General features: G+C 47.2%; 13 protein-coding genes. 5 read left to right on the top strand and 8 right to left on the bottom strand.

What is annotated here, in order from left to right; all coding sequences use genetic code 11:
- Positions 1-15: 15 nt before the first annotated feature.
- Positions 16-306 carry a chemotaxis protein CheY gene (locus EBS36_00135; GenBank protein ID NBU31573.1) on the bottom strand — a complete coding sequence of 97 codons (291 nt, stop codon included), beginning with the start codon at positions 304-306 and terminating at the stop codon, positions 16-18.
- A gap of 239 nt (positions 307-545) precedes the next feature.
- Here EBS36_00135 and EBS36_00130 point away from each other — a divergent pair, with 239 nt between their 5' ends.
- On the top strand, positions 546-2,429 hold the full coding sequence (locus tag EBS36_00130) for an ABC transporter ATP-binding protein (protein ID NBU31572.1): 1,884 nt from the start codon (positions 546-548) through the stop codon (positions 2,427-2,429).
- A 10-nt stretch (positions 2,430-2,439) separates the two neighbouring features.
- On the opposite strand, the gene EBS36_00125 is transcribed toward EBS36_00130, so the two are convergent.
- A complete protein-coding gene (locus EBS36_00125) occupies positions 2,440-3,537 on the bottom strand; it encodes a cytochrome P450 (protein ID NBU31571.1) in 1,098 nt (365 codons plus the stop codon).
- Positions 3,538-3,647: 110 nt separating this feature from the next.
- Here EBS36_00125 and EBS36_00120 point away from each other — a divergent pair, with 110 nt between their 5' ends.
- A complete protein-coding gene (locus EBS36_00120) occupies positions 3,648-4,802 on the top strand; it encodes a metal-independent alpha-mannosidase (GenBank protein ID NBU31570.1) in 1,155 nt (384 codons plus the stop codon).
- Between the two features lie 67 nt (positions 4,803-4,869).
- Positions 4,870-6,765 (top strand): hypothetical protein, encoded by a 1,896-nt coding sequence (locus EBS36_00115; protein ID NBU31569.1) that lies wholly within the window; start codon positions 4,870-4,872, stop codon positions 6,763-6,765.
- A gap of 45 nt (positions 6,766-6,810) precedes the next feature.
- Here the strand turns inward: EBS36_00115 and EBS36_00110 are convergent, their stop codons facing one another.
- Positions 6,811-7,029, bottom strand: coding sequence for a hypothetical protein (locus EBS36_00110; protein NBU31568.1), 219 nt, complete (start codon positions 7,027-7,029; stop codon positions 6,811-6,813).
- Between the two features lie 214 nt (positions 7,030-7,243).
- On the opposite strand from EBS36_00110, the gene EBS36_00105 reads away from it, so the two are divergent.
- A complete protein-coding gene (locus tag EBS36_00105; GenBank protein NBU31567.1) occupies positions 7,244-8,569 on the top strand; it encodes an XRE family transcriptional regulator in 1,326 nt (441 codons plus the stop codon).
- A 66-nt stretch (positions 8,570-8,635) separates the two neighbouring features.
- On the opposite strand, the gene EBS36_00100 is transcribed toward EBS36_00105, so the two are convergent.
- A complete protein-coding gene (locus EBS36_00100; GenBank protein ID NBU31566.1) occupies positions 8,636-9,946 on the bottom strand; it encodes a portal protein in 1,311 nt (436 codons plus the stop codon).
- Between the two features lie 222 nt (positions 9,947-10,168).
- On the opposite strand from EBS36_00100, the gene EBS36_00095 reads away from it, so the two are divergent.
- A complete protein-coding gene (locus EBS36_00095) occupies positions 10,169-10,672 on the top strand; it encodes a GNAT family N-acetyltransferase (protein ID NBU31565.1) in 504 nt (167 codons plus the stop codon).
- Between the two features lie 19 nt (positions 10,673-10,691).
- On the opposite strand, the gene EBS36_00090 is transcribed toward EBS36_00095, so the two are convergent.
- The 4 genes from EBS36_00090 to rarD are packed head-to-tail and all read right to left on the bottom strand — an operon-like array spanning position 10,692 to position 14,253.
- Positions 10,692-11,537, bottom strand: coding sequence for an ABC transporter (locus EBS36_00090; GenBank protein NBU31564.1), 846 nt, complete (start codon positions 11,535-11,537; stop codon positions 10,692-10,694).
- Entirely contained in the window at positions 11,534-12,370 is an 837-nt protein-coding gene (locus EBS36_00085; GenBank protein ID NBU31563.1) for a hypothetical protein, read from the bottom strand. The genes EBS36_00090 and EBS36_00085 overlap by 4 nt, the downstream gene beginning before the upstream one ends.
- A complete protein-coding gene (locus EBS36_00080; GenBank protein NBU31562.1) occupies positions 12,370-13,305 on the bottom strand; it encodes an ABC transporter ATP-binding protein in 936 nt (311 codons plus the stop codon). The genes EBS36_00085 and EBS36_00080 overlap by 1 nt, the downstream gene beginning before the upstream one ends.
- A gap of 24 nt (positions 13,306-13,329) precedes the next feature.
- The gene (gene rarD, locus EBS36_00075; GenBank protein ID NBU31561.1) at positions 13,330-14,253 is read right to left on the bottom strand and encodes an EamA family transporter RarD; all 924 of its coding nucleotides are present in this window, start codon (positions 14,251-14,253) and stop codon (positions 13,330-13,332) included.
- Positions 14,254-14,322: the final 69 nt, after the last annotated feature.

The raw sequence follows: 14,322 nt of genomic DNA, 5'->3' as shown, positions 1-14,322 counted from the left end.
TTAGTAGCGTTTAAACTAGGCAGAAGCCAAAAGTTCCTGTTCCTGCTGAACTGGTTCTAGTTTTCGTAGCGCAGTGTCGCCAAAATGGGCACGGTAAGCCAGAGAAATCAGAACACGAAGGTTGTGCTGCTGACGCTGCTCAATAACAAATGCCTGTGCTGCTCGGCTGACCGTATTTTCGATTACTTTTTCGCTGTGATGGATCTCTTGAGCTATCGCAGCGTTTGTTAACCCGTCGCATACCAACTTAAGCACGGCGTGCTCAAATGGAGTTAATTCACGGGTGATTGTGGGGATTGTTACCATGAGAATCACTCACCTTTCTTTAGGTCACATTAGGTGACCGCGCTGGAGTGATGCCTTGGATTCAGATAAAGATTAGACAATCTGCATAGAATGTTAGACGAACCAACAAATACGGTTAGACAACTGTAACAGCGGCTAGACGATTAGTACTAATTAGATTTTTAATTAAGAAATTAATCTGTTGCGAATTTCGATTTCGTCTAATGTCGTTAATAGCTAGAAGGAGCCTTTTCACAAAAATGAGTATGCATGCAGGTGGACCATGGATGGCATATCGATCATTTACCTCCGATTCTTCAGTTAAACAACAGAAATTAGCCAAGGGCACACTTCGCCGGGTCGTTAGCTATTCACAGCCATTCAAGCTGGGTATCGCTATTTATCTTGGTGTACTTGTGGTGAGTTCATTGCTGGTAATTGCCCAGCCGTTACTTTTTCGACAAATCGTTGACCACGCTATTCCTGCCCAGGACAAGCGTGCGGTCCTGTATATGGCGCTTGCTATTGCAGGGTTAGCGCTCATTGAATTGGCACTTGGAATTTTTTCCCGCAAGGTCCAAGCCGATATTGGCGAAGGCTTGATTTTCAATCTTCGCACCGAAGTGTTTGACCACGTGCAGCGTCAGTCAATTGCTTTCTTTACTAAGGCACAAACAGGCGCATTGATCTCTCGACTGAATTCGGATGTAATGGGTGCCCAACGCGCCTTCACTTCAACTCTTGGTGGCGTTGTTGGGAATGTGATTAGCCTGGTCGTAGTTATCGGTACGATGGCAATTTTGTCGTGGCAAATCACGGTTGCCGCCTTACTTCTCTTACCTGTTTTTATCATTCCTGCTCGGATTATTGGTCGACAACTTCAGGTGCTAACCCGCGATCAAGCCAATATGAATTCTGAACTTAGTGCCCAGATGGCCGAGCGGTTCAATGTCTCCGGGGCGTTGCTGATGAAGTTTTTCGGCAATCCAAAAACCGAGACAAATCAGTTTTCGGACAAAGCAATGAAAGTCCGAGATGTGGGCATCAAGATCGCGGTAGCCAATAGTGTTTTTATGTCCGCACTTGCACTTGTGGGTTCACTAGCTACGGCGGCTGTTTACGGTGTGGGTGGCTACGCGGTAATAAACAAGTCAATGACCCTAGGCACACTACTGACTCTAGTAGCGCTGATTTTCAGACTCTATGGTCCGCTTACTGCGCTGGCGAATGTTCGAGTGGACATCATGACTTCACTCGTTTCATTTGAACGCGTCTTTGAAGTACTTGATTTGCAACCCATGGTTCGCGATAAGCCAGATGCAACCGCACTGGACAAAGGACCAGCTACGGTTGAATTCGCAGACGTGAGTTTTAGATATCCTGCATCACATGAAGTTTCTTTGGCCAGCCTTGAGGGAGTAGCTAGGCCCGAGACAAGTACCTCCGAAGCATTGGTGCTGAGCAACATTTCATTTACTGCGCGTCCTGGTGAATTAGTGGCACTGGTGGGACCTTCCGGCGCAGGCAAGACGACAATCACCGCCCTAGTTTCTCGGCTATATGATCCAATTTCAGGAACAGTCAAAGTAAATGGCGTTGATGTGCGAGATGCATCCCAGCAATCCTTACATGATGTAGTAGGTGTAGTTTCCCAGGATGCACACATGTATCACGACACCATCAGGGCTAATCTGCTTTATGCCCGCAATGACGCTACTGAATCTGAACTTTGGCAGGCCTGTGAGGATGCTCAAATTGCTGAAATGCTTCGAAGTCTTCCTGATGGTCTGGACACCGTAGTTGGCGATCGTGGATACCGACTCTCTGGTGGCGAGAAACAGCGGTTGGCTATTGCACGTCTGCTACTCAAAGCGCCAGCAGTTGTTGTACTTGACGAGGCAACAGCGCATCTTGATAGCGAGAATGAGGCCGCGGTTCAGTTGGCGCTAACCAAGGCGTTATCAGCACGAACTTCAATTGTAATTGCCCATCGGCTCTCAACAATTCGACAAGCAAGTCAGATTTTAGTCGTGGAGAATGGAACAGTCGTGCAGCAAGGAACTCATGATGAACTACTTGCCAGCGGTGGGCTGTATGCCGACTTGTATGCAAGACAGTTCGTTGATGAAACTGAAATTACTTAGTTAGCTCTACTTAGTTAACCGAAATCTGCATAGTTAAAAATCGCTCTGGGAAATTGGTTGTGCCAACCTCTTGCCAGGCAATTTCTGGTTCGTGGTCAAAATGCCAAGTTTCTATGATTGGCAGAATTTGGCCCAATAGGACCTTTGCTTCAGTTTCAGCTATGTGACTGCCGATGCAAGTGTGCGGACCGAATCCGAAAGACAAATGTGGAATCCGTTTTCGGTAAATATCTATCTGTTCTGGATTCTCGAATACTTCTGAATCATAATTCGCCGATGCAAAATCGACCGCAATAAACTTTGCTGGATCGCGTTCAGTGTCCGACAAATGTTTTTGGTCTTCAGTGACCCTGAGCATCGCGGGCAGTGGAGTAAACACCCGCAAGATTTCTTGGATGGCATTTTCTAAACTAGCTTCGCCGCTCAAAATGGCTTTTCCGTCTTGTGGATTGCGGACAAAGTGCCAAGCACAACCCGTCAAAAGTTTTACGACTGTATCGCGGCCACCAGCCAACAGCACCCCAGCGATACCTTTGAATTCTTCGTAGCCAATTTTCTGCCCCCCTATTTCTAGATTTGCGACAAAATTCCAAACATCAGATGTATCGGTATTCTGAACCTCTTCGTAAACGCGATCTAAATAGGAGTGTAATTTCTCACCCGAACGCCCATGCTTGTCCGCAGTCCAGACATCAGGTCCCCAACTCAGCCATTCAGCCACATCTTGCTGCCTGTCGTAAATCTCACCGAGGCAACCAATTACATATTTAAGAGCAACTTCACCGATGAAATCGCCACCGCCATTTTTGCTGAAGTCGCCAAGTATTTTCTGAGCCAGTTGCGCAAAATTAGATTCAAGCGACTGAATCTTTGGTCGGACAAAGATTGGCGCAAGTGCACTTCGGTACAAGTGGTGTCGGGGAGGGTCAACCTCTAACGGAATTTGTCGGTAGTTTCTGACATCGGCATCGCCTTGAAGATCCGAGGAGTATGTCTCGGTATCTCGAAGGGCAGCGCGCACGGCGCTATGACCAAGGATTCGCACATTATCCATACCGAAAGTGTAACTGAAGCATTTCTCAATCAATTCAGTGACAAGAGTTAACATCGTACACTTTAAGGGTGCGCCAACCTCCTTGCATCGCAAACCATTTAGCTGGGCTGGCTACTCATGTTCCCGAACATCGACTGGTACGAGTGCGAAAATATGTAGACCGGTTGTTTGCAGAAACGCTAACACGCAGAGATGACGGAACGATTTTCGTCGTTACTGGGGATATTCCAGCGATGTGGATCCGGGATTCAACTTGGCAGATGTTGCCGTTGCTCAAAATGAATCCAGATGAAGAGTTAATAGAAATCCTAGGTTCCGTCAGTCGGTTACAGACAAAGTTCTTAGGCATTGACCCATATGCCAATGCCTTCAACGAAAGTGCATCTGGGCAGTGTTGGCACCAGGATTTTCCTGACCAAAGTCCATGGGTCTTTGAGCGCAAGTTCGAATTGGATTCTTGGTCTACATTTTTTGAGTTAGCAATCTCTATCTATGAGCACACGGGTTCGCAAGAACACTTGGACCAAGCATTTTGGGAGCTAGCGCATCATATTCTGGCTTTATGTGCGGTTGAGCAAAATCATCAGCCAGATTCATATCGATTTATTCGCAGAGCCGCCCCTTTGCATGACTACCTTTCGCATGATGGCTACGGAGCTCCAGTTGGATTCACTGGAATGGTTTGGAGCGCGTTTCGCCCCAGTGATGATCGGTGTGTTTATGGTTATCACATTCCCTCCAATGCTCACCTCGCTGCCACGCTAAGTAGATTGGCCAAGATTGCAAACGAGATGGGCTTGCCAGAGATTGCTAATAAGTCGGAAAACCTGTCTCAGGAAATTTCTTGCGCAATCTCACAGACGCTAGCCGAGAATTCTCGTTACCCCTACGAAGTCGATGGTCTGGGGAATTCGCTTTACATGGACGATCCAAACATTCCGAGTTTGCTCGCCTTGCCGATTTTAGGTTATTGCGACAACTCTGATGAGTCTTACCTAGCCACCCGCGAATGGCTCCTTAGTTCAGAACACAAATTCTGGATAAATAAAAATGGCTTTAGCGGACTTTCTAGTGAACACACACCTACGGACTGGGTTTGGCCCTTAGCAATTGCAATGGCTGGCCTAACTTCGCAAGATGAACAGGAACAGGAGCGTTCGCTGCTCCAGCTAGAGCTCGGTGATGGTGGCACAGGCGATATGCACGAGTCATTCTCCTGTGAAAATCCTAAGAATTTCACTCGTCCGTGGTTTTCGTGGGCAGACATGACTTACGTTTCGCTGGTTTTGCAAAAATTTGGCCGAAATTTGGCTCGGTAAAGAATCTGTTACCAAATTGGGTGCATTAGTCTGAACCAAAACTGCTTGGTAAGGACAAAATATAAGCATGGGTAAATTTTCAAGGCGAACGATTAGCGCGATTGCCACCATTACGGTTTTTGTAGGTTCCACGCTGGTAGCTAATCCAACAATGGTGCAAGCCTCTTCTAGTTCTCCAGTGGTGATTAACGAAGTTAGGTGTTCGGGTACTACGCCGGCATTTATCGAATTATTTAACACCAGTTCCACTGTCCGTGTGGATCTCAGCGATTGGGTGCTAGCCGATCACCTCGGCAACCTTGATGACCCATACCATGTGCGCCGATTTGCAAGTGGTACCACAATTGGTCCACGGATGTACCTAAAATTATTTCGAGGTACTAAGACAACAGAATTTAAGTTCGACATCACTTGTGGCGATGACAGCATTAAGTTGGCTCAACTCGTGGGCTACTCGTATAACATCATTGATTCAGTCGCTATCCCACCTCTAGCAAATGGCTTTACTTGGGGCAGAATGTCCACGGCGCGACTTGGTTGGACGGCAACGCTGCCAACTCCCTACGCCGCAAACAAAGTACCAGCTGTTGGCCAGCAACCTGATGCATCTGCTTGGGTTTTTGATCCCATGCTCACCAAACGAATTGACCTAAATCTGCCCTCAGCAACTATGACAGATTTTCAAAATGGCAATCCTGGTGACATCTATCGCCCAGGCACGTTTTCCATCACTGCGAAAGACGCTGCGGGGACGACAGTCAAATCAATCAGCTCGTTAGCAGTAGGCATCAGACTCAAAAAGGGTTACGGTTCATATCAACCGTTTGGCAATATCGACAATCCAAGTAAGAGCTCGTTTAAAATCAAATTCAATATGACTGTTCAGGGTCAGCGTTTAACTGGCTTGAACCGGTTAACTCTCAATAACTTAAAGCAGGATCCCAGTGTTGTCCGTGAATGGGCAAGTTACACATTATTTCGGGCTATGGGGATTCCAGCGCCCAGAGCTGGTTATGCATCTGTTTACATAAATAACAAGCTATGGGGCTTCTATCTGACCCTAGAGCCATATGATGATGTGTCGCTTTCCTGGACTTATCCAAAGACCCAGCACCTATACGAGGCACTATGGACCGACAGACCCCCCGACATCACAACTGGTCGGACTAACCTTGCCTACGAAGTGGACGAGGGAGATAAAACTACTCGGGCCGATCTTCAAGCCCTTGAAACAGCAGTTAACAACAACACGATGACTTCTGATGCCGTTCGTAGCGTGCTAAATGTGCAGGCAATGGTGAACATGATGGCTGTTGAACAGTATCTAGATCATTGGGATGGCTACACCAGTTTGCGCTCGTGGACGCCAAATAACTACTACCTACACAGCAATGAAGATGGATATTTTGAACTGCTACCGTGGGGAACCGATCAGACTTTCGGCGGCAATACGGGTAATTATGCAGACGCCATCGGCATCCTTTTCAAGAGATGCTATGCCGACGATAAATGCAAGAGCATGTACCAGATTGCTGTTGCGAAAGTAGCTGCTCTTGCTCCCGCGTTAGGGCTATCTGCAAGTATCTCTCAGATTTTGAGCGTACAGCGCCAGGATATTATTAACGACACGATTCGTGGGGTTAGTTACAACGACACAGTCACGCTAGCAGGCGGAGTGGCAAGTCATATTAATAATGCAACTAGCCAAACCGCGAATTATTTACGCACTAATACGACCGGTGCAATCAGATGGAATCCAACTTTAACCATTAAGAATGGCACTAAATTAACTAGCTCAATCCTGAATGCCTATTCAGACACTGCAGGTACTTTTACATATTCACCTGCTCTGAATACCGTAGCCAGAACCGGCAAGTTAAAAGTAACGGTCACCTTTAGGCCAACCAACACGACGTCCTACACAGTAAAGACCCAGGCAGTCACTTTCACAGTAATTCCCTAACTACGAAGCAATAAGCCCGCTCCGACCGACTTCTAGCTTCGTGGGCTATTGGTGGAATTTTCGGTTAGACCGTGAAATCCAGGTGTCTGCAACTTGGCGCTGTACCTCCAAAAATGGATCGTGTCTAATCTTTTGCACTGTTTGAAGCCACTCGATTGCGGCGCTGAAATGCGGACAGCGGCGCTGGGCAATGACCCGACCACACGGATCAATGATTCGAAACTGCATATATTCAGCTGATCCGTCCAAATCAGTGGCGCTCACGTTAGCAGCACTTTAGGTTAACGTTCAAAGGTGTGATTCTGGGACCAGCACTGACTGTCGATGCCCCGGTGCCACTGAGCGCAAGCGCCAAACTAAGTGCTATTAAAACCCTGAATGTTCGTTTCATTGTTTTTCCTTAATTTTACTTTGTGTAAGAAATCTTACAAAAATAGAGAATACAGTAAGAAAGTAACAATCGGCGTAATATCAGGTTGTGCCCAAAGAATTTTTAGGAGAAATTTCTCCCGTCGAATTGGGTGCCCAAATTAGGCAGTTACGAATCGATAGAGGTCTGAAGCAGGCAGCTTTCGTCGGTGAGTTGATTAGCCCTGGATACATATCGCTCATTGAGCAGGGCAAGCGAATGCCTTCGGAAAAGGCTTTGGCGCACATAGCTCAAGTCCTTGGCGTAGCAGTTTCGCAACTGTGCAAGCCGGAGTTGCCAAAATTGGATGGAAAACAGAGCGCTCTTTTAGCTCAGATCGATGTGCTTTTGACGCTGACTGATTTTCCGGCAGCTCAAGCCCTGTTAGCCGAAGTAGCTAACGACTCACTTCAGACGCTTCAGGGGCGAATAATCCAAGCCGAACTCGATTATGGACTTGGTAATTTTGTCGCTTCTGACATGGTCATAAAAGGTGTACTCGAAGATGCACTCAGGACAAAAGATTGGCAAATTGGACGCCGCGCCGCAATGCTTTATTGCCGATTATCCGATCGGCTAAATTATGCACTAGATGCAACGATTTATCTAAGCCAGATTCGCCGTGAACTCAAAGAGACCCTACACGTTGACCCCCTTCTTTTAACCCAAGTAACTGCTGCTATTGCAGACCGGCTGCTCTCCTTCGGAGATTCTGCCTCAGCAAATAAGTTGTTGGTTGAAATTGACGAGTTATTGCCAAAAGTTAAAGACAGAAGAGGTCGGGGAAGCGCGCTTTGGGTTAGTGCATCGCTGGCCTATGAAGTCGGGGACTATGAACAAGCAACGCGATTAGCCCAGGAGGCTAGAGCCTTGTTTTCCGATGAAATGGATTCAGTCCCCGCATTGGTTTTACAAATTCTATATTCGGAAATACTGGTTAACTGCGCCCCAGATGGCGACTCCCGGCTCGTCGCCGCGCAAGTAGAGATTGAATCCTTAATCAGGGCCAGAAGTTCAAGTTTTGATTTCGTGATGATGCAATATGCACAAAATGTTTATGCCGACCTACTTGGACGCCTGGGGGATTACTCAGCTGCGTCGGATATCTATTTCAAGATTCTGGCTCAGGGCGGCGTTGCTGTAGACATCTCGGCTCATGTACACACTCAGCTAGGAAAAATACTGGCCAAAAATGGAAACGAATCAAGTGCAAAGAACCACCTAGACGAAGCTTGGTTGCTCCTGAAAACTCAAGAAAACGTTACAACATTTAAGCGGGCACTACTGAACTTGGTAACTGGATACGAGCTACTTGGTGACCAAGCCAGAGTCATAGAGGTATTGAAGGCAACCCAGAAACCTATTGGAGACCTCTCGGCAGTGCTGCAAGATTAAGATTTTTCCTGCTTGATCTCTTAATCTATTCTCAAACACGCTAATTATTTTCATAACCGATAAAGGTTAATTGCAAAAACACCGACCGGGGTTCGCTTGCAGCAACACTTTGGAGTCAGTGGTTACTGCGGCAACTGTAGGCCCTTTTGGAATTATGACGTTCGGCGATTTATCCAAGAGAGATTGTGCAACAAAAGCGGCAGTGAGTCCGTTAACATCGGATACTTGGCCGATGGAAAATAGTGAGCGAGTTTCTTCAATCGCGTCATTAGTGCCAGCGCGCAGAATGATTACCGTTTTGGGAAATTTGGTCCGAGCAGCCACTGCCACCGAGATGTTATCTTCTTCGTGCGAGGCCATAGCAAGTAATGCCTTAGCACTGCCAACTTTTGCCCTTTGCAGAGTACGAATGTCACTGGCATTGCCGATAATTACCGGGACATTAAGATCACGGGCTAGCAGTACACCTCGTGCATTCTCGTTTTGCTCTATTGCCACAACTGGAATTTGCAGGAGCTTCAGTTCTTTGCAAAGGCGGATGCCGACTTGGCCAAGACCAACGATTACCACGTGATATTTCCGGGGGATTACCCGGCGACCAACTATGCCTACTCGGCGACCATTGAGAATGTGATTAACAACTCCAGCGCCAAACATGGCAATAAAGATTATGGTAAGCAACATGAAACTTCCTGATTGGACAAACTGCCAGCCAGCATGCGGGGTTTCTGGAGCAGTAACTCCCGCAATTACAGCAGCAGCAGAGTAAAAAGCCTTAGCAATCGACATATCTTTGCTCAGTATTAACGCATCGGAAATTAGCATCGTCAGCAGAGCTAGCAGTCCCATCAAGAGTGCTCGAGATGCAAAATCGTATGCGCGTAATTGACCACTTATTAGCGCGGATACCTTCTGCATACGCCACTTAGCCGGGATAGAAAATCTAGAAACAGTGACCAATCCTTCGGCAACATCCACTGACTCCCAACTAAGGTTCGCTGCTGGACCTGTGCGTCGAATGGCATCGTGGTCGAGAAGTGCTGATGCGATGATCGATGACCCAGCGATGTAGGCAGGAGATGCGATAGTGCAGTTTGGTATTGAGCGTTCCATCTCATGCCGAACGCTTCGGTCGAAAATCGCCACGAATAGCCGGATACTAGGTTTTATGTGTTCAATGGTAAGCGAATATCTAAGTGCCTCAATGTCGTTATGCAGCATCACTGCGACTCCAGCAATGTCATCAGTAAGCAACTCTCGAAGTTGGGCATCTGAAGGATTTGCCACATGTAAGACTTCAACATTTCGATCAGCCAAAGCAGCACATGTGCGACGACCAATGTCGGTCAGTCCAATCACTAAAACTTTTGCTGCCATTGCTTACTCCCGAACTAGCTGGTCAAAACTTGAGAATTGAAATCTAGCGAGTGGAAAATTTAGTACCTGTTTCCATGCTAGGTGCTGCAATTAGATTCGTCCTGTTTTAGTCCGCTGACCGTGTTGCGATTTCCAAGAAAAATTGTTAAGCGACAACAAATTTACGATAGGTTAGCGTCAGTTAACCAACCAAATGAGTCGTAATCTTCCTGGAGCCGGGCAATGTATCTTGACCTCAAGATTGATGAACTTTCCCTTGGCGATTGGCAGCGCCTGCGAGACATTCGTTTGGCTTCACTTTTGGATACTCCTGAAGCCTACGGTGAACGTTATGAAGTCGTGGTTGAATTTGGCCAAGACCAGTGGCTTGAGCGGATGTCGCACCTGACTTACCTAATTGCGGTCTTAGATGATAAGGATTCCGCAATTATGTCCGTCGAAGAACTACAGGGAGACTTTGGCGCAACCATCTGGCTGGGCGGCTGCTGGGTCGCACCTGAATTCAGGGGCCAGGGCGTAATGAAGGCAATGATTGGTTACGTCGACTCGGTAGCTCAGCAGCGTGGCTGGCATCGACAAGGGCTCGGAGTATGGCATGACAACTATGCAGCAATTGCGGCTTATGAGCGCTTGGGCTTTGTAAAATTGGGAGATCTCCAAGAAAGTACTCGAAAGCCAGGGATGTATTTCCAGCGAATGTTCAGGGATACGCCAACTTTCGATTAACTGGCCGCGCCCAACTTAGTTAACGCATAAATAAACTGGTTAGGCGCTTTGTTGTCATGGTAAGACCAATCGCAATCATGGCTGCGAAATAGAGCACATGCCAAACCAGCACCATTGATACATTCCCAAGCATTAAACCTCGAACTAAATCTGCTGCTTGCCAAAGTGGCAGTGCCCGAACTATGTGCGTTAGCCAGTCTGGGTAAACAGAAACTGGATAAAACGTGCCAGAAAAAAGAAACATTGGCAGGAGCCAGAAGGTGACCCAGTCCATTTGCTGAAATGACTTCAGATAGGACGTAATTGCCATGCCAACCGCAGCGAACCCAAAGGCTATTAATACAGCCGCTGGGATGGCCAATATGGCCCAGGGACTGACCACCAAGCCGGCGCAGCTAACGATGACCATAAATCCAATGGCGTAGGCAAGACCACGGATAAGCGCCCAGCTAATTTCACCCAATGCAACATCTAACGGGCCAATTGATGTGGCCATCATGGCTTGATATGTTTTTCCAAAATGCATCTTGAAAAATACATTCCATGTCGAATCATAGAAAGCACCGTTCATGGCACTGGTTGCCAGCAGCGCCGGAGCAACATAAGTGGGGTAGGAAACCATGTGACCGAAACCGTCATTTAGATCACCAATTAGTGGACCCACCCCATAGCCAAATGCTGCCAGATAGAAAACGGGTTCAATGAAGCCAGATAAGACCACAGGCCAGGTTGAACTTTTGACAACTCTGAAACTGCGTTCAAGTAGTACTCGAGCCCGCCCTGCATAAACATTCGCCCAAGATTTTCGGCTTCTCTGCTCAGCGAGGATAACGGCAGCATTTTTTATGTTGGCACTGTATGTCATTGGGCCAGCCTTTGGGCAAATTTCCGATGAGCAATGAAAAGGCCAATCAGCCCCAGAAATGTTAGGTAACCGAAATGAACTAGCAGCATTTGCAAAGGCATCTCAGAGCGATAGGCAAAATAACGACCGACTTCCGTTGCATGCCACAGTGGAGAAATCCAACCAACCCAGCGTACGGTCAAAGGCAAAGTGGAAAGAGCATAAAAAGTTCCCGAGAACAAAAACATTGGCGCAACCACGAAGCGATTTAACATCGCAAACCAGTTGTCATCTTTTTTAACATAAGCTGCGACGGCCATGATGATACAGCCGAAACAAGCCCCGAAATAGATCTGAATAGGGATTAGCCAAAGTGAGCGCAAACTATCAAATGCATGAAAAATCCAAAGTACAACCCAGTAAATTATTACCGCGAATGTGCCCTTGGTGATTGCCGAAATTAGCACTCCTTGGGCGATCTGCTTGCCAGTCAGTCCAGCCGCATACATTCCATGAAAGATTTTGCGCCATTCAAATCCATGCATTACCGGAAAAGTTACCTCTTCCATTGTGCTTTGAATTGCTGCGGTGGCTAAAAGGGCCGGTGCTAGAAAGGTCAGATACTTGACGCCATCGGGTCCTGAGCCAGCAGTATGTTTATCGACAAGTGAACCCACCCCGATCCCGATTGAGGTAAGGAAAAGCACCGGATTGCCGATGTCAAAAGCCAGAATCGCTTGCCACCATTTGAGCATGTTTCTGATTCGATACTCGGCTGCGTACAACGCTCCGAATCGCGAAACTTTATTTGCGTCCACAACAACGCTGGCACCACGCCAAGTCTGATTTTTCATTAGTCCACCAAAGTGCGGCCGGTTAAACGAAGGAAGACGTCTTCAAGGCTGCTGCGGCGAACTAGTGATGTGAGCGGGTGATGACCGGCCGCAATTATCTGAGCTAACACGGCTTCACCATCTTGGGCGTAAATCAATATGCGATCAGGGAGCACATCCATTCGGTCACCCAAATTAGATATTTGGTTGGCAACTTCAGCATTTCTATTTGAACCAAATCGAACTTCAACTACTTCCGGGCTCGAATGCTGGGAAATCAGACTTGCAGGCGAACCTTCAGCCATAATCTTGCCCTCATCCATCACAATCAGTCGATCACACAGCTGCTCTGCTTCATCCATGTAGTGAGTCGTGATGACAAGAGTGACACCTTGTTCCTTGAGTCGGAATAAGCGATCCCAAAGTACGTGCCTTGCTTGCGGGTCTAAGCCAGTTGTCGGTTCATCTAGCAACAGAATCTCGGGCTCGTTTACGAGTGCTCTAGCAATGGTTAATCTGCGCTTCATTCCACCGCTGAGCTGCTCAACTTTTGCGTTTCGCTTTTCTTCTAATTGGGCGAATGCAATTAACTCTTCAATTTTCGGTGTTAAGTATTTTTTGGTTAGGCCGAAATAGCGGCCATAAATATACAGATTCTCAAAAACCTTAAGTTCGGTGTCAAGATTATCTGCTTGCGGGACAACGCCCAGGTGAGCTCTGATTTCAGGACCGGCTTTTTCTGGATCTTTGCCCAAGATTGATAACTCACCAGCGCTACGCTGCAAGGTAGCGGTTATCATCCGCATCGTTGTGGATTTGCCAGCACCATTGGGTCCAAGCAGGCCGAATGATTCACCCTTTGCCACCGAAAAATCGATACCGTTGACTGCAGTAAAGTCCCCGTAAATTTTGGTCAGATTTTTGGCCACAATCATTTGTGACTCATGTTCAGGCATGATTCTAAGTCTAGAGAAGTTGCCCTAGTGTTGCTCAGTGAACTGGGCTTGTATTCGCCGATTTTGTATTGCATCAAAAGTAAAAATTGCAATCGCTAACCAAGTCACGACAAAGCTCACAAATCGTGAGTCTGGCATCGCTTCGTGGAATACCTGAAGTCCTATTAAGTACTGCAAACTTGGCCCGAGGTATTGCAACATTCCCATAGTGCTCAGTGGAACTCGAATCGTGGCCGCCCCGAACAACATAAGTGGGACAGCCGTAACTATTCCTGAGGTCGCCAGCCAAACTGTGTGACTTAGACCGCGATGACCAAAAGTTCCGGAGCCGGTAACTTCGAGCCAGACCAAATAGCTCAGCGCGACGGGGGCAAGAATCAAGGTCTCTATTGCAAGACTTTCAATGGCCGGAACATTCGCCAACTTCTTCACATATCCATAAATGCCGAAAGAGAATGCCAGAGCTAACGCTAACCACGGAGGAGCGCCAACCGAAACGGTTAAGTAGATCACCGCACTGGCAGCGATAGCAATTGCTACCCATTGGAGATTGCGCAGTCGCTCTTTTAGGAAAAATACACCGAGACCAACGCTTAACAACGGAGTTATGAAGTATCCCAGTGACGAATCTAGAAGATGTTTGGTTACGCTAGCCCAAATAAATAGTCCCCAGTTAACAGAAATCAAACAAGATGCCAACACAAGCAATTTTGCGGTCCTAGAATCTTGAAAAATCGCTTTTATTTTTGGAATTTTTCTGCGACAAAGTATTGCCAAAAAAAGCAGACTCCACACAATCCGATGAGCCAATATTTCTAGTGGTGTGGCGGGCTGGAGGTGCGGCCAGTAAATCGGCACAACGCCCCAAATAAAGTAAGCCAGAATTCCGTAAGTTAAACCTTGGCTAAGCTCTGACTCTGCCTTACGATTTTTCAGTGAAATATTCATGACACCTTAACCCTACTGAATCAAGACTTCGTCACTTCAGATCCGCAAAAATCGGATGAAAACGCAACC

The organism is Actinomycetota bacterium (genome assembly GCA_009923495.1).
In the GTDB taxonomy this organism is placed as follows: Bacteria; Actinomycetota; Actinomycetes; order S36-B12; family UBA5976; genus UBA5976.
Note: the sequence above shows the minus strand (reverse complement) of the source record. Positions and strands in the feature narration are given on the sequence as shown.